Source organism: Erwinia plantamica, assembly GCF_043420595.1.
GTDB lineage: Bacteria > Pseudomonadota > Gammaproteobacteria > Enterobacterales > Enterobacteriaceae > Erwinia > Erwinia aeris.
In genome coordinates this window covers 1-14,982 of the sequence record NZ_JBGCUC010000029.1, presented here as the reverse complement: position 1 = coordinate 14,982, position 14,982 = coordinate 1, and the positions used below count along the sequence as shown (strand labels likewise).

At 45.9% G+C, this 14,982-nt stretch carries 15 protein-coding genes and 1 pseudogene; 9 read left to right on the top strand and 7 right to left on the bottom strand.

Annotated features, from left to right (window positions below):
* Nucleotides 1–4: 4 nt before the first annotated feature.
* A complete protein-coding gene (locus tag AB3U87_RS21040; protein ID WP_394150389.1) occupies nucleotides 5–1,663 on the bottom strand; it encodes a ShlB/FhaC/HecB family hemolysin secretion/activation protein in 1,659 nt (552 codons plus the stop codon).
* Between the two features lie 1,176 nt (nucleotides 1,664–2,839).
* Nucleotides 2,840–2,986, bottom strand: a pseudogene (locus AB3U87_RS21035) (integrase); the annotation flags it as partial.
* 135 nt (nucleotides 2,987–3,121) lie between these two features.
* Between AB3U87_RS21035 and AB3U87_RS21030 the strand changes: the two are divergent.
* Complete coding sequence (locus AB3U87_RS21030) at nucleotides 3,122–3,742, top strand: LysE family translocator (protein ID WP_394150387.1); 621 nt, start codon at nucleotides 3,122–3,124, stop codon at nucleotides 3,740–3,742.
* 346 nt (nucleotides 3,743–4,088) lie between these two features.
* On the opposite strand, the gene AB3U87_RS21025 is transcribed toward AB3U87_RS21030, so the two are convergent.
* Complete coding sequence (locus AB3U87_RS21025) at nucleotides 4,089–4,361, bottom strand: hypothetical protein (protein WP_301729648.1); 273 nt, start codon at nucleotides 4,359–4,361, stop codon at nucleotides 4,089–4,091.
* Entirely contained in the window at nucleotides 4,339–4,869 is a 531-nt protein-coding gene (locus tag AB3U87_RS21020; RefSeq protein ID WP_301729647.1) for a DUF2778 domain-containing protein, read from the bottom strand. Before AB3U87_RS21020 ends, AB3U87_RS21025 begins: the two co-directional genes overlap by 23 nt.
* Nucleotides 4,870–5,370: 501 nt before the next feature.
* Between AB3U87_RS21020 and AB3U87_RS21015 the strand changes: the two genes are divergently transcribed.
* The 5 genes from AB3U87_RS21015 (at nucleotide 5,371) to AB3U87_RS20995 (ending at nucleotide 9,344) form a co-directional block, all read left to right on the top strand.
* On the top strand, nucleotides 5,371–5,682 hold the full coding sequence (locus AB3U87_RS21015) for a hypothetical protein (RefSeq protein WP_024966939.1): 312 nt from the start codon (nucleotides 5,371–5,373) through the stop codon (nucleotides 5,680–5,682).
* 140 nt (nucleotides 5,683–5,822) lie between these two features.
* The gene (locus AB3U87_RS21010) at nucleotides 5,823–6,242 is read left to right on the top strand and encodes a bleomycin resistance protein (protein ID WP_394150384.1); all 420 of its coding nucleotides are present in this window, start codon (nucleotides 5,823–5,825) and stop codon (nucleotides 6,240–6,242) included.
* Between the two features lie 575 nt (nucleotides 6,243–6,817).
* Nucleotides 6,818–7,456, top strand: coding sequence for a TetR/AcrR family transcriptional regulator (locus tag AB3U87_RS21005; protein WP_394150382.1), 639 nt, complete (start codon nucleotides 6,818–6,820; stop codon nucleotides 7,454–7,456).
* A 429-nt stretch (nucleotides 7,457–7,885) separates the two neighbouring features.
* Nucleotides 7,886–8,377: a hypothetical protein gene (locus tag AB3U87_RS21000; RefSeq protein ID WP_394150380.1), complete on the top strand. Its 492-nt coding sequence runs from the start codon at nucleotides 7,886–7,888 to the stop codon at nucleotides 8,375–8,377.
* A 277-nt stretch (nucleotides 8,378–8,654) separates the two neighbouring features.
* Complete coding sequence (locus AB3U87_RS20995) at nucleotides 8,655–9,344, top strand: DJ-1/PfpI family protein (protein ID WP_394150378.1); 690 nt, start codon at nucleotides 8,655–8,657, stop codon at nucleotides 9,342–9,344.
* 89 nt (nucleotides 9,345–9,433) lie between these two features.
* On the opposite strand, the gene AB3U87_RS20990 is transcribed toward AB3U87_RS20995, so the two are convergent.
* Nucleotides 9,434–10,030 carry a recombinase family protein gene (locus AB3U87_RS20990; RefSeq protein WP_394150376.1) on the bottom strand — a complete coding sequence of 199 codons (597 nt, stop codon included), beginning with the start codon at nucleotides 10,028–10,030 and terminating at the stop codon, nucleotides 9,434–9,436.
* Between the two features lie 519 nt (nucleotides 10,031–10,549).
* On the opposite strand from AB3U87_RS20990, the gene AB3U87_RS20985 reads away from it, so the two are divergent.
* Nucleotides 10,550–10,750 (top strand): hypothetical protein, encoded by a 201-nt coding sequence (locus AB3U87_RS20985; protein ID WP_394150374.1) that lies wholly within the window; start codon nucleotides 10,550–10,552, stop codon nucleotides 10,748–10,750.
* A 90-nt stretch (nucleotides 10,751–10,840) separates the two neighbouring features.
* On the top strand, nucleotides 10,841–11,134 hold the full coding sequence (locus tag AB3U87_RS20980) for a hypothetical protein (RefSeq protein ID WP_394150372.1): 294 nt from the start codon (nucleotides 10,841–10,843) through the stop codon (nucleotides 11,132–11,134).
* Nucleotides 11,135–11,282: 148 nt separating this feature from the next.
* On the opposite strand, the gene AB3U87_RS20975 is transcribed toward AB3U87_RS20980, so the two are convergent.
* Together AB3U87_RS20975 and AB3U87_RS20970 are read right to left on the bottom strand one after the other, a co-directional pair.
* Complete coding sequence (locus AB3U87_RS20975; RefSeq protein ID WP_394150370.1) at nucleotides 11,283–11,588, bottom strand: hypothetical protein; 306 nt, start codon at nucleotides 11,586–11,588, stop codon at nucleotides 11,283–11,285.
* Nucleotides 11,589–12,425: 837 nt separating this feature from the next.
* On the bottom strand, nucleotides 12,426–13,628 hold the full coding sequence (locus tag AB3U87_RS20970; protein ID WP_394150368.1) for a hypothetical protein: 1,203 nt from the start codon (nucleotides 13,626–13,628) through the stop codon (nucleotides 12,426–12,428).
* 748 nt (nucleotides 13,629–14,376) lie between these two features.
* On the opposite strand from AB3U87_RS20970, the gene AB3U87_RS20965 reads away from it, so the two are divergent.
* On the top strand, nucleotides 14,377–14,592 hold the full coding sequence (locus tag AB3U87_RS20965) for a hypothetical protein (protein ID WP_394150366.1): 216 nt from the start codon (nucleotides 14,377–14,379) through the stop codon (nucleotides 14,590–14,592).
* Nucleotides 14,593–14,982 lie beyond the last annotated feature (390 nt).

Here is a 14,982-nt window from a genome sequence, read left to right as displayed (position 1 = left end):
CCCCTTAAAAGACTAACCCGAAACGGGCATAAATGCTGACGTGATCCGGCGTCAGTTCACCGGGATAGCTAAGTGGAATACCGAGCGTGTACTGGCTATAAAAATGCGTAGTCCGAGTGCCAAGCCCCACGGCGCTACCCCACAGGGAACCGGTAGAGTGGCGGTTCATGGGGTCGCTTTTCAGCCACCCACCATCAATCGCCAACAAGGTACTGACCTCACCCAGGGCTGGCAGAGTGAAAAGGGTGTAATTGATTTCATTTCGCAAATAGCCTCCGGCGTCGCCGGACAGGTATTGCTCTTTAAAACCTCGTACCGAGCTTTCCCCTCCCAGGGTCAGGCGTTCGCTGCCGTAGAGACGGTCAGGCGACCATTGCCCGTAAAAACTGCTGAGCCACCACAGTTTTTGCGTAACAGGTCGCTGGAAACTGCCGGCTACGCTCCATTTACGAAAGCGGGCTTTCGGTAAATCATCACTTTTTCCATCGTCATTTTCGGCACTGAACCAGGGCATGCCGCGACTGAAAGCGGGGTTAAGCGTGGCAACGCCACCAGCAATTTTTTGCGTATGAACCAGACCCGCCTGAAGGCTGGTTATGTTGCGGCTACTGCTCTGCAACAGCGTGTGATTTAGGAAGTTATGGCTGACGTAGCGATTAATACCGAGCTGAACGCCGGTTTTGATATTGCCATTGCGTAGCAATACCCATGAACCGTTCAGCCGGTGTGCAATGTTGTCGCCATTACTGAGCCAGGTGAAACTATTATCAGTAAAAGAATTATGGTAACTGCTCCGGCTGTAGCTATAATCCAGCAGGCCATATCCGTACGGAATGCTGACACCTGCCTGCAGACTTTGCGCATCACGCCATTTGCTAAAATCGCTACTGCGACTACCGCTGATAAACCAGCGATCGGCCAGCCCAAGCAGATTGTTACCCGTTACAGAACCGTTAACCTGGCCGGTACCGGTAACTTTTTGCCCGCTGTTGTCCATTCCCAGTGAAATATTGAATGGGAATTCCGGTTTTGACGTCAAATTTACTCTTGAGTAACCTGCTTGCGGTGATGGCAAAATTTCTATCTGTACCGGTGTACGTTGCACCCGGTTAATTTGTTCCATGCCCTGCTCGATATCACGCAGATTCAGCGTTTTTCCTTCCAGACCGGGAAAGGCTGTAGCCAGCACGGGTGAATATTTGCCATTCAGGCGAATAGTTTCTACCTTTCCTTCCAGAACAGGAATAACCAGCTCGCCGCGGGATAAATCCTGCTCGGTTAAAAAAGCCCGGCTGGTAATATAGCCACGTTGGATATACCAGTCAGAAATGGTGTGTACAAGTGAATTAATTTCCGTTAAGTTCAGGCAGCGATTGATAAAATCTTTAGTAAAATTCTTCTGCTGACTGGCTGAAAGCAATATGGCATTACGGATGACAACTTTCTGTAAAGGAAAGCACGAGTCTGAATTGACTTCTTTAACCGGCGCAATTTTCGGAGATGCGGCCTGCCACAACTCATCACGTTGCCGCTGGTCCTGCTGCAGTTGCTGCTGCTGCTGGTTTTGAATAACTTCGCGATCACCTGGTAATAAAGGCTCAGCATTGGCACGGCCAGCGATAATGATGACGCCTAGTACCAGCAGCTTCCATGTTCTGTTCATAGAATGATTAAGTAAAATTTATTGTAAGGATTGGGTAAGCAATGGAAGAAAGAATATCACCTTAAGTATCAGAAAGTTCCTAACCAAGTAAAAAAAAGACTTATTTAATCAAATGCATTTTAAGTAAGTATAAAAAACCACCCTAAGGCAAATTTTAATTTTTTTAAGATAAAATAAAAAATCAACCTTTACAAATAGAAGGATTAAATCATTAGAATGGCTGGAAAAAATGATAGTGCATAACGGCTGACTACCTGCTTAAAAATGAGCTATGAGGTGCAATCCATTGCCTTTGAGATGCTGATTTTACGCTGAGGATTAACATCAGTACCTGCAAGCCAAGGAAATGCATTTTATGATGTAATAAAAGACACCTACAAAAGTCTCTTTAGCTATTTATATGTTATTATAAATAGCTAAAGATTAATAATTCATCATAAAGAAATAATAAATTAACAAATCCTCAAAAACCTACTCAGGATCCCTGACAAAAAATGAATAACTTGCTGAATTTTTAATTTAAAAAATTTTATTTATGTGTTAAATATAGGATCTGATATTAATAAAAAGGCCTTGGTTATGGAAAATTTTTTATGAGTTGATGAGAAGTAAGATAGTAAAAATTGGCTAATAACGGTAATTACACCTTCAGCTATAGTAACTGGTATAGCAGTACTGTTTACGTGAGGCTTTCTTTATCGTATAGGACGACAGGATGTTTTTTTACAGGCTATAACATTCAAAGATATATTTTCTTTTATTGCTATATCGTCAATTATTAGCGTACTGCTATTTTGCTTAGTATTTTTTATTCCTTCAACTATATCATTTCTAATGATAAGAGGAAGTACGGGGAAGTATAGTGACTACCAGGGAATCGAAAAAAAACCATGTTAAAATTCTTTTTATCGGGTCAATTACTATAGCTCTTATATTTATTGTAAAAAAAGCTATATACCTAAAAATGGAAATAGTGAGTAATGGCCAGCTGGTAAGCTTTTTATTTTTAATGCAATGTTGAGTGTAATATTAAACTTGGCTTTTAACTTGAAAGCTGCCCGAAAAAATCCGCTCTGACTGGTGAGGTTTTATCGTAATCATTGTTATATTCCGAACCGTAATGATAGAGGTAGCATCATGGCTTATTGTGTTACCAAGGAGAGTTATTATAAAAAACTTAAATTCCTGAGCCATGTTAAACAGAGCCAGGTCGCGTATTTTTCCTTCCAACTCAAGTCTGATACGGACTCCCCAGATATGAGAGATCTGAAGAGGCCGTTTCTGGCCAATAATACGGCCATTGTTCCATGGGAATGTTGTCATGCTCAATCTCCATTAGATCAGGAGATCTGATTATGGGTGTCCTATATGAGCGAAAAGCGGACTTTAAAAAGTAATATTTGATAGATTGATTGCAGGAAACTAAATGATTAGCATCTGCTCTTTCGGACAAAGAAAATGACGGTTAACGATTCCCTCTTCGCATTCTCTCTCGCAGCACTGGTACTTCCCCTAACTCCCGGCCTCGATACGGCACTTATTCTACGCACCGCTTGTGCAGAGGGCGGCAAAAAGGCTTTTCACGCTGCGCTTGGCATTGATGCTGGCTGTTTTATATGGGGCGCGCTGGTCGCGTTGGGTCTTGGCGCTCTTCTGGCGGTTTCAGAGATGGCTTACACTGTGTTCAAAGTTTGTGGCGCGGTCTACCTGAGCTGGCTGGGCTTACAACTGCTGATACATCTTCGATCATCTTTCAGTGGTGGGGATGACAACAACGTTTCTCAGAGGAGTTGGTTTATCAGAGGAATGCTGGGGAATGTGCTCAATCCCAAAATGGGCATTTTCTATGTCTCTTTTTTGCCGCAGTTCGTGCCTGCCGGTCACTCACCTTTAATATGGACTTTTATCCTGGTCAGCATCCACGTAGCGATTGGGACTATATGGTCAGTCACTCTCATTTTATCCACGCATTTTGCGTCAGCCGTACTGAAGAAAGGTCGCGTTATCCGGGTAATGGACAGAGCAACAGGGGGCTTATTTTTATGCTTCGCTGCTAAACTTGCTATTAGCACGAGATAGCCTTGGGCTGGCTGGCAACATCCGCTTCTGGCACAGAGCAGTCAATCCAGTTGGCTGTCAGATCCGCTACAAGCAAAGAGCGGACGCATCCCGTTCACATCCCGACGATGCACCTTACTTGCTGACAATCTGCAAAACCACCGGATTGAACATAACATCCGGCTTGCGAACCTGTTGTTGCGTTGATTTTTCATACAGAACTGCAGGAAAGGATAAAAAAGCACCCCGTATGGGGTGCTGAAAAGAACTTTCTTATGAACTGCCGTAACGCGCCTGGTGTTGTTGATCCTGTTATCGGCCTGATATCAGAAACCAACAGAGCGCCCCCGCTTTTACTGCAATCAGCCTATCCACGCTTTACTTTTTTAACTGCCGCTTTTACCAGCCAGTACATGGCCAGAGCGTAAAACGCGATAACAGTCATAAGAGAAAAAAACGTCACCGGATCCGTACCGGCTTCATATACGTCATCCTGGTAACCGCTGAAAATTTGGTAAGAATGTTCAACGAGCCACGCCGTCAGCGGATAGAGCGGCATCCCGTAACGTGACACCATAAAGGCCACAATAAAACAGACGAAAAACCCCGCTGTTTTTTTAACGAATTTTGCAGTTTGCAAAGTTACTTTCTCCCTGAACCTCAACGTAGCCGTATGCCATCAAGCCGTTTCGCGAACCCGGCACGCGAACTTTTTTTCTCCGGAGCAGCGCATGCCTTACCGTGTAGAAATCAGCGCGCCGCACGAAGGTGATGCACCCTTCACTTTCTCCGGAGCCGTCCGGCCGAAGGGGATGCAGGCGAAAGCCGCCGCGGGCAACGCCGTTGATCAGGATGGAATCATTCATCGTTTCCGAATTAAAGAGCGCAAACCACTCTGAATGATTTGAACTGTTCCAGGTGTCGACGGCCCATCCTCTGATCCGGTTCGCGATACTGCCTTCAGGGCGCGGAACGATCCAGTAGCGCCCGACCGGAATGGCGCTGTTAGGCCTGTACGTACAGTTTGGATCGTTGGTATAAGGCTTCTGGCCGGAAAAGACTGGAAAGGTCCCCACGCCGTAAACGTGCAGCTTTGCCTCGCCGCCGCCCTTGGTCAGATCGTCGTAGGTCATTCTCATTAATTGCATTAAACGCTCCCTGTAAGTTATCAGGCATGCCAGTAAACCGGGCGATGCTATCACTCCTGCAGAGTGAAGTTAACGGGCAGGCTGGCGCCCGGCGGCCAAATCTCTTCCATACCTGCCTATTACCCGAATTTACCATAACATCTGGGTGATGCACTTGATGAAAAAGCGTGTTCCGTTATGCTGGAACCTCTGATAACCCTCAATCAAGGATGACGCTGTGCCTCATCAGGATCAGATACAGAAATCCATTCAGGAAGCCAATGAAAAGGAACGTCACCTCTGGCGTCATACCCGTTGGCTGCTCAAAGGGCTGCAAGTCGCCGTCATTCTTTACCTGTTGTATCCCATTACAGTGTGGGTATTCCGGGCTCTCTGAGTAATGCAGTAATCCGATACACCTTCTTCAGACACTCTGTATTTACCATAACATTAGGATCACGAATCCCACCTCTTTCCATCCCATGTTATGGTTAAACGCTTCCACAACATGAGGATAGACACATGATTGTCAGAACATGGCACGGATGCGTACCGTTTAAGTATGCAGAAGGCTTTGCAAGCCATCTGCAAAAGACCGGTGTTGAACATTCAGAGAGGACACCAGGAAATCTGGGAGCATATGTACGCAGAGAGACACAGGGTGAATGGGAACATTTCTTCCTGGCAACTTACTGGAAAGATCTTGAGGCAGTGAAAGCATTTGCAGGCGAACAGTACCAGATTGCAGTCACCTATCCAGACGACGAGCAATTTGAGCTGCTATCTGATCCTTACGTCTTCCAGCACAATGTTCAAGCTGTATCCCCTTTGTAGTAATTTGCTGGCCGCAGCCATGAGGCGGCCTCCTCCTCATCTGAATCTGCTACCAGGTCGAATTGAACATACCATCCCGGCCACGAACCCCGCACAAGCCATCTGGTGTATGCTGCGTCAGTCAAAAAAGGATGAAAAAAATGACTGACACGAACGAACCCTACTGGAACCGCATGGTTCCCGAGCTGACCGTAACAGATCTTCCCGCTTCCCTTAGCTTCTATACCGATGTGCTTGGCTTCAGCGTCATGATCAGGCGCACAGAGCCGGAGTTTGCCTATATCAACCTTGGCGAAGCGCAACTGATGCTTGAACAGTATCATCCAGGAGGGTGGAATACGGCAGAACTCACCAGACCGCTGGGACGCGGCGTAAATTTCCAGATAGAAGTGGACGACATTGAACAGATATTCGCCCGTGTAAATGCGCATAGCGTAACGCTGTATCGGGGTCTCAGCGATAACCATTACAACACCGGCGAAACAACCGCCTGCCAGCGAGAATTTCTCGTGCAGGATCCGGATGGATACCTTCTGCGTTTTAGCCAGTACATTGAGTAGAGCTTCCGCTCTTTCTCACGAGACCCTGCCGTTCACTCGCATTTACCATAACATCTCTTGCCCGCACCCCCGCAGGCGCCCTCAGCGCCATTCTGCGCCCTCCGGGCCAAAACCCGGCCCTTTCCCCGCCTAAAACCCTGAAAAACGCCCCTGATGATTTCTGCGAAGTTGCATGGCTATGCACACAGGTGAATGGCGACCGGTTTCAGACGGATGTTGGTACGAGAGAGGGATTTTAGGCAAAAAAGTTCCGGGCGGCTTTGCCAACCTCCCGGAAAGCGAGGTTACAGATACTGATTGCCCGCGATGTGTTTTTTTACCGGGCTGAAGAAGTATGATGCAGAACTCCGGGAACGGCGAGCGGGAGTGCAGTTTACTGTGCGGCCGCGAGGCGTTGGCCGACGCCGGCAGGCGCGGCAGGAACCTACAGGCAGCTTTGAGCGAGAAGCGGACATGCTATCGCCATACTTAACCCAAAATTGGCAAATATGGTGAGTTAAAAAGGTAGAGATACACACGTGCTTTCAATTGTGGATTGATCGATCTACAATTGATTATCAACACAGGGGAATCAAATGAAATCATCTGCTGGCAGACCTCGAGAATTCGATCCACAGGACTTTCTGAATACTGCACTGGAATGCTTCTGGCAGAAAGGATATCGGGCAACTTCAATGGCCGATCTTATGAAAGCATCAGGCTTGGCTAGCGCCAGTATCTATAAGCTCTACCCGGATAAGCGAGCAATCTATCTTGCGGCACTACACCAGTACATGGATGAAGGCATTTCCAGAGGAGCGAAACGAGAGGTTGAGTTATCGCCAGAAGCTGCATTGCGCGAAACGCTCGAATTTGTGGCGCTTTTATCATCCTCTCCTGTGGGAGAGAAAGGCTGTTTTACTATTGCCGCTGCTAGCGAACTTTTACCGGGTGACGAAGAGGTAAAAAAAACGGTTCATCATAAATTTAACTCAATAATCAATCGGTTGGAAAGCATACTATCCAATGGTCAGACTCAGAAGGTCTTTCGGCGCGATGAAAGCGCGAGAGTAATGGCGCTGAGCATTTTTATGATGCTGGAAGGGATGCGGGTATACGGAAAAATTCAGCCTGATAGTGAGGATCTCAAAAGGTGTAACGATTTTATTATCAGGTCGGTGCTCTTAAACAGCAATCTTAATGAAAAAGAGCTTTCAGGAAAGGCATCATTATGACAGGCGTGGGCACAATTGTTCGGCGTCGAAAAAGAAGACAAACAATGGTTGTGCTCGAATGTGAAAATGGCATGGCCTTATGCGGTTGGATCGATAAAGGGAAGTTTTTCAAAAGGCGCTTTCCACTGACTCAGCTAAAGATATGTGTGCCTTATTCAAACTTCTGGCCTCTGACTTAAAGCGCAATGATCGCCCTTGCAGGTTGCTTGATACAAACGCCTGCTTCTGGCACAGAGCAGGCGGACGTCAGGCTAATGGCCGCTATGAGCGAGGAGCAGACATCAGAGTATTAGGGGTGCGGTCACGTTAACTGCTGTGAAATTGCCAGTCATAGTTGTCGCGACACTTTTCTCAATCCAATTCATTTTTTTCTATAAAGAACTTGCTTCAAGAGTCGATAACCTTTTCTCTATCCTATGGACAATTTTTATGATTAAGCTAGCTTCGGTTATAAGTGTTTCACTTCTTTTAGGTGCCTGTAGCCTTAATGTGCCTGGGCTTACTTCAGCTACAAACATCCCCCTCGAAATAAAAGGCTATCATATCGGGGATTCTGTAACTGTTTGCCCTGGAAAAGAAAAGATTTACGAAAAAGAAAAGGTCTTGATATGTGATGCTAAGATAGCTTCCATAGCTAATGAAACGACTAAAAGTAGTAATCTCTACTTCTATGACGGCAAGCTTGCTTATATACATATTGCTATCAATCAGCAGCAAGGTCTCACGCAACATACTGTTCTTTCGGCTTTAACCCAGAAGTTCGGCCCGCCTGCTCGAGGGGGGGTGCCAAGAACCCATATATGGACCAACGGCAAAAATCTTATGGCACTTAATGAAATAAAAGGGACACTTTTATTAGCAGGTGAAAATGCGGATAAAATTCAAAGTTCACTTTCAGCACAGGATTCAAAGGATCTGTAATTCCTGCTCGGCTAACCATTAGTTAATAAAATATGACATTTCCAATGTCCGCTTCTGGCACAAAGCGGACTACGTGAAGGCTGATGCCTGCTTTAAGCGAATAGCGGACGTTTTACCATTAGTCATTTTGGTTCGGACTGGTAATAAATTTCTTAACGCTACTGAAATACAGCTGAGTAATCATGATCTTAAGTAGGCGCACTTCTATTCGTTAAACAAATGGTTGCCTTTGTTGAAGGAAAAGACATTATATCGTTTTAAGTTAAAAGGATTTTTTATGAGTGATTCGTCATGCACATCCATCGGGCTGCTCCTGTTTCCGGCTCTTACTCAGCTTGATCTTACCGGCCCTTATGAAGTTTTTGTAAGAGCGCCAAATATAAAGGTTCATCTCATCTGGAAAAACCTGGACCTCGTGGTTTCTGATCGTGGTATGGCTATACAGCCAACAACCACATTCAACGCATGTCCCGAACTGGATGTAATTTGTGTCCCGGGTGGTCCAGGGCAGATAAACCTGATGGAGGACGAAGAAGTCCTTTCGTTTATCCGTACTCAAAGTAAACAAGCAAAGCTCGTGACTGCGGTATGTACTGGGTCGCTTGTTTTGGGCGCAGCAGGGCTTCTGAGGGGATACAAAGCAACTACACACTGGGCTTCTCTGGATCAGCTCACTTTGTTAGGTGCAGAGCCAGTAAGTGAGCGCGTAGTTCGTGACCGCAACCGTATAACTGGCGCAGGTGTGACTTCAGGTATAGATTTTGCTCTCAACGTCGTGTCAGAAATGTACGGTAGTGATATCGCTCAGAATATTCAGCTGCATATGGAATACGACCCCGCACCTCCCTTTACCTGTGGCTCACCCCGTACAGCATCTGAAGAACAGCTAAAAAAAGCACAGGAACAGGTTGCGCCATTTATTGAAAAGAGGCGGCAGGCTACTTTAAAAGCAGCAGCCAGACTTTAGAAATAAGGGCATAGCGGAAGAAGGTTATTTCCCTCTTCATTTTTCAACGTCCGCTTCTGGCACAAAGCGGACATACGCAGAAAAGCAACTCATGAACGAGCATCAGCGTCTTCCATTATCGCTTTCACTCTTAAAATGGTCTGCCGTGTGGTGTCAAATTCGCGGGCGATCGCGCTGATACTCTTCCCTTCACTAAGGCGCAAGAACACCGCTTTCTTTTGTTCGTCATCCAGAGCCGGCGGGCGGCCGAAACGCTTTCCGGATGCCTTAGCCCGCGCAATACCAGCATGTGTACGTTCAAGTAGCAGATCGCGCTCAAATTCAGCAACCGCCGAGATTACCTGCATTGTCATCTTTCCGGCCGGACTGGTGAGGTCTACCCCTCCCAGCGCCAGGCAGTGTACCCGTATTTCTGACGCAGAAAGTAGCTCAACGGTTTTTCTGATATCCATGGCGTTTCGCCCGAGGCGATCCAGCTTCGTTGCGATTAAAACGTCCCCGTTTTCCATTCGATCAAGGAGACGCATAAATCCAGGGCGTTCAGCAGCCGCGACTGAACCACTTATGTACTCTTCAATCAGTCGCTGGGGTCTGATGGCAAAGCCGGCCGCTTCGATTTCACGACGCTGGTTTTCAGTGTTCTGTTCGAGGGTCGATACCCTGCAGTAGGCAAAAACTCGTGACATGTAGTTATTTTATGTACGAAATAGGTGTACTTATTATAACGCATGTCCGAAATTAAAAACACTAACTTTCGGACAGGCTATATTCTACATGTACGAAACCGTTCGGTTTGGTACATGACATTGGGGCATACCTAAATGTCATTATACCAATCAGTATTGGTCTATTTTTATTTGTGAAAGTCAAGGAAATAAACTCTGCTGGCGAGGATTCTAATTCGGTTAAACCCGCCCGTGTCGGAGTTTTACCGAACAGCACGGCAGGCTGACCGGCGCGGCCAGCCCGGATGCTGATCGCCTGACCCCTATATCTGGTAGGCGATTTTTGCGGACCGACGCAACATATAGCGTTATCCACAGAAACGGTGGATAAGTGCGTCAATTCGGTCTTATTAGGGTTTTACCGAATGATAAAACGTATAAGCCACGCTGGATTTTCACCTGCTATGCGATTAAGATGATTCCTAATAAGAAGAAAAATAAAGCAGTACAATGGTTTTTCATATCGTAAGGAAAGTAAAGATGAGTCATCCAGTGTCCGGTGGTCAGATCGTTGCAGGCATTATCCTTTTGGTTTTGTGCGCACTTCCTCTAGCTCTTATCGGACTTTTCTTTCTTTGGCAGGGAATAGGTATCGAAAGATATGTTGGTTCTGCTATACCTCTCATTGGCGCGTTTGGCATAACGCAAAGCGTAATAAGAAAATTAAGTGGCAAGTCGTAAGGGTTCAAGAGGGGAAGGACAACCTTCCCTTTTTTGTCTTTTTTTACGGCGTCATATTCTGGTAAAAAACTCCTCACAAAAGGACTATTGATGAAAAAATTATTCATGGCAGCCATTCTTGGTATGGCGTTCCTGCTGGCTGGCTGCGGTGACGACGGCATTTACGGGGATTATAAAAATGAGCAGTTCGGACTCATTTTGAAAATTACTGAGAAAAATATTGAATTTAAAGGCATGAATGCAGCTGTCGAAAGCTGGAGCAATAATGAAAAAGAAAAAACTTACACGGCTCATGTCATTTCCTCCGGCCATAAGATGAACCTGCGCTTTACAAAAAAAGGTAGTGACGTGGTTTACCTGGGCACGTTGTTCAAGCCTGACTAATCGCGGACTGACAGCGGCATAAAAATTTTTAGCTAACGAAAAGGCAGGGTGATTACTCAGCCTTTTTTCATTTCTACGCCGAAATTCGGCAGAATGGGCGTTTTACCGAACGGCGGCAGAAGGGCGTAAAAAAACCGCCTGGCGGCGGTTATTCAACATGTTCACGTGCTTCTTCAACAACTATCTTCTGGTAATTGAGCTCGGCTTTTAGTCGGCGGGCTTTGTATCTGACCAGTTCAAGGATATGCAGCTCGCTCGATACGCGGGGATTCGCACGGCGTGTTTCTTCCACAACGTCCGGCCCTTCAGCTGTTAGCCTGTCATATTCAGCCTGCAAAGAATTCAGCTCTGCTTCCAGCCGTTCAAGCTCGGCCTGGGAATAAAGGACGCTGAACATATGCCAGTCGCCGATGAAAGGCAGCTTACGCATCATTCTTTTTGTTGCCAGTTGCATATGAATATCCTGAAAAAATCAGTTTATGTTTAATACAATACAGCTTGCTTTAAGCTAATGCCAGGGCAATTCGGCAGAATAGGGGTTTTACCGAATGCCCGGAGAAGGGCGTAAAAAAACCGCCTGGCGGCGGTCAGATGGCAGAAACCCCGCTCTAGGGCGGGGTTTCTTACCGTTACGTCAGTTTCGCAGGCTGGCATAACGGTGTGGTTAACTTCATTCTTAGCTCTTTCAGTGTACGTCATGTGACCTACCTTATCAAATCCCGCTTTGATAAGTCGTGCTTACGCTTTATACTTCCGCATCGCTAAGTTGAATCCATATATTGCTTCAGTAAAAAAGCCGCGCAACATTGCGGCAATCAGTCATTTTAATCTCCTTAGTTAAAACTGATTTATTGGTAGCAGAGGGAACGAGCTGTAAGGAAGGAGTCCCAGACGAAGGGGGTCGCATCCCTGGGCCGGGGGCAATATATGTGTGGTTAACTTCATTCTTAGCGAAAGCGGAGTTCCGAAACCTTCTGGGGGAATATACGGCGGGAGGTAGGTAAACGCCACGCATCAGCATGAGGATGCGGGTTATGATCGAGCTTATTACGGCAGTGATTAATCTGGTGACAGTTATACTGTCCCTGATCGAAAAGTTTCTTTAATCGGAGATGAAGTCCCCCTGGGGACATAAAACAGCTTCACGTTTTAGGCCGTCCCACCGGGGCGGCTTTTTTGTTTGCATAGCAAATTCGGTAGAATTGGCGTTTTACCGAATGCCCGGAGAAGGGCGTAAAAAAACCGCCTGGCGGCGGCTTTACGCGTTGCAGAGAAGGTGTGAAGATCAGTGTCAGACATCCTTTTTGAGGATTAAAACACTGTAGTAAAGCGTTGCTTTAATGAGATGATTGAGATTATGAACCTCGCGAAAAAGTAACAGCGTTTTGCGCAGAAACTCCATAAACGAAATATCTTCTCCCTTTTCCCGATCCATGCCTTCCTTTGTGGGATAATAGGTGATGACTTGTGTTGATTCATTATATTCATATTTATAGTGTGCAATGCCATTTCTTAGGCGGTTATCTATGGCTTTTGTTTCGATAAAATAAAAACAGTCATCAATGAATTGAATCTTACTGCCCAAATCAACGTCAGCAAATTTGTTAAGTGACAATAGCTCTTTCCGCACATCCTGTTTTCTTGTCATCTTTAAAGATGGCTCAAATTCGTTATGGTCTCCGCGCTTTAATAAATTATTCAAACCTGCAAGAAGTGTCAGTTGCCGGGAAAAAACCTCTGCCAGATCTTTATAGTAGTTATTGCATGAATCAAAGTTATCAGTTGATACGCGGGCAGGAACAGCCGTATAATTTTTTTCATCAACATAATCATAAAAAAAGGCTGGGCGTAAAGGTAGATCCATCTGTACTATTTTTGGATACAGGGTAAGGCAGTCATGATGTAAATTAGTCAGAAAGCGGCTTTTGATTATTTCATCAATGAAATCAATGGTTTTATCATGGTGCGTACTGTGCAGGAAAATATAAAGCTGCGGGAAGCCTTGTGCTAGCTCTTCATTCTGCTCATGAATCGTAAAAGGCGAAGACATAATTGACGTTGCTGTGTAGAGTGCGGCAAACACATCCTGCCTTTTGTGGGTTTTCAGGTTAACACCAGGGATTTTTTTGCAAACCTTCGCAAAATTTTTTATATCACCTTTTTTATACTGTGTTATAACGCTTTCCAGCTCTCTCTTTAAGGGGTGCAGCTTATTTAATACTTCCAAGCGAAGATCTAAATGACTGAAAGCGTCCTGACCAATTTCACCTATAACCCGGAAAAAGGTTGTCATTCCCTTAACATATTTTCCGAAATATACAGGGAAATCGATATGAAGATCCACAAAAGGATTTTCGTCCGTAAACGGCCATTTAAAATCTAAACTCTCTGTAGCCCCTTCCAGATCACCGTTGTCATCGCCAATAGTAAAGGTGATGCGCTGCTCACATTGAGGGCATGCAAACTGAAAAGGCTGAACATCTCTGTTTGACATGCCAATCCTGCAATTAATAAGTGTGTTGCAGGTATCGCATTTAAAGCATTTTAGAATGTTAATTTTGACCACCTATAATGAATTGGACAGGCAGAATTGGCATTTTCCGGCTTAGTGCTCAGATAGCAAAAAACCCGCTCAGGGCGGGTTCTTTGCTCTGTAGCCTGTGATGCTTCGCGGGCATCCGGCGTACAGCGTGGTGAAATTCTCTTTTGGCGAGTTAATTATACGTCTAATGAGCCATATGATCAAACCTGTATTCAATCAGCCGCAGCACGGTTTATAATGCTCATAGATCAAAGGAGTAAAGCCCGCTTAGCCGCCTGTGTGATGAGCCAGATCAGACTCTTCAAAATCGAATTTGGTACAGACAGTACCCGAACCGTGGGCAAGCACACGGTAATGGTATAGCCCTCTTCCGGTTTCGCACCCGGAAGCCTGGGCGGCAGCGTGGTGAAATTCTCTTTTGGTTAAGTGAATGGCATAACCGGATGGGCGGATTTGAGGAAAGGGGACTGCCTAGTAGCCTACGCGCCACAGAGATGGAGGTGCGGGGAATGATTGAGCTGATTATCGCTATTCTGACCTTAATTGCGGCTGTATTGCAGTTGATCAACTGGTTCCTTTAAGGTGCCGGAGTCTGTGAAGGTGAAAGCCTGAACGGGCAAAACTGAAAGGTTTATAGCCGTCCTCTTGGGCGGCTTTTTTCGTTGTTCAGCTTAGTTCGGCAGAATAGGGGTTCTACCGAATGCCGGGAAAAAGGCGTAAAAAAGCCGCCTACCGGCGGCCTGCGGATCGGTCAGTATGGAATACCGCCGGAGAAAAGGTGCTGTGTGGTTATCAACAATGGCATCAGATACGAAAGAAAAATGACAGCGTTCTCCTGAAGCAGCTTCAGGCATTCCAGGGCGGTTTTACAGCACAACAAAAAATTGTTCATTTCAGGCTCCGTTGTGAACAGTAACGTTGCTGTTACTGCGGATATTGTTCTGTCACGACGCGACAGGGCGTTAGCAGAATCAATATTTCCATGAGGCCTGGCTGTAATCTTCTTGGGGTTTGTCAAAAACGCAAGGCAGGATCGGCACTATTGGGGTTTTACCGAACGCCGGGAAAAGGGCGTAAAAAAACCGCCTCGCGGCGGTTATTCTGCTTCCAGCTTGAAAGTTGACCTAGCGTGATCTCCGTGAGGCCGGTTTCAGCAAAACTCTCCTTCCCCGACACTGTATCAAAGTCGGCAGGCTTGAACTTGTGTACGTCATGCCAGACAACGAAACTGAATCGCCACGGATAATCCAGACACTTCCGAGCCGTTGATAATACTGGTTTTCATATTCTGTCGGTGACATTTGAT

What these genes read in the sequence shown, in the direction of transcription:
- AB3U87_RS21040 (WP_394150389.1), bottom strand. Translation starts at nt 1,663, where the DNA reads ATGAACAGAACATGGAAGCTGCTGGTACTAGGCGTCATCATTATCGCT.
- AB3U87_RS21030 (WP_394150387.1), top strand. Translation starts at nt 3,122, where the DNA reads ATGACGGTTAACGATTCCCTCTTCGCATTCTCTCTCGCAGCACTGGTA.
- AB3U87_RS21020 (WP_301729647.1), bottom strand. Translation starts at nt 4,869, where the DNA reads ATGCAATTAATGAGAATGACCTACGACGATCTGACCAAGGGCGGCGGC.
- AB3U87_RS21015 (WP_024966939.1), top strand. Translation starts at nt 5,371, where the DNA reads ATGATTGTCAGAACATGGCACGGATGCGTACCGTTTAAGTATGCAGAA.
- AB3U87_RS21010 (WP_394150384.1), top strand. Translation starts at nt 5,823, where the DNA reads ATGACTGACACGAACGAACCCTACTGGAACCGCATGGTTCCCGAGCTG.
- AB3U87_RS21005 (WP_394150382.1), top strand. Translation starts at nt 6,818, where the DNA reads ATGAAATCATCTGCTGGCAGACCTCGAGAATTCGATCCACAGGACTTT.
- AB3U87_RS21000 (WP_394150380.1), top strand. Translation starts at nt 7,886, where the DNA reads ATGATTAAGCTAGCTTCGGTTATAAGTGTTTCACTTCTTTTAGGTGCC.
- AB3U87_RS20995 (WP_394150378.1), top strand. Translation starts at nt 8,655, where the DNA reads ATGAGTGATTCGTCATGCACATCCATCGGGCTGCTCCTGTTTCCGGCT.
- AB3U87_RS20990 (WP_394150376.1), bottom strand. Translation starts at nt 10,030, where the DNA reads ATGTCACGAGTTTTTGCCTACTGCAGGGTATCGACCCTCGAACAGAAC.
- AB3U87_RS20985 (WP_394150374.1), top strand. Translation starts at nt 10,550, where the DNA reads ATGAGTCATCCAGTGTCCGGTGGTCAGATCGTTGCAGGCATTATCCTT.
- AB3U87_RS20980 (WP_394150372.1), top strand. Translation starts at nt 10,841, where the DNA reads ATGAAAAAATTATTCATGGCAGCCATTCTTGGTATGGCGTTCCTGCTG.
- AB3U87_RS20975 (WP_394150370.1), bottom strand. Translation starts at nt 11,588, where the DNA reads ATGCAACTGGCAACAAAAAGAATGATGCGTAAGCTGCCTTTCATCGGC.
- AB3U87_RS20970 (WP_394150368.1), bottom strand. Translation starts at nt 13,628, where the DNA reads ATGTCAAACAGAGATGTTCAGCCTTTTCAGTTTGCATGCCCTCAATGT.
- AB3U87_RS20965 (WP_394150366.1), top strand. Translation starts at nt 14,377, where the DNA reads ATGCCGGGAAAAAGGCGTAAAAAAGCCGCCTACCGGCGGCCTGCGGAT.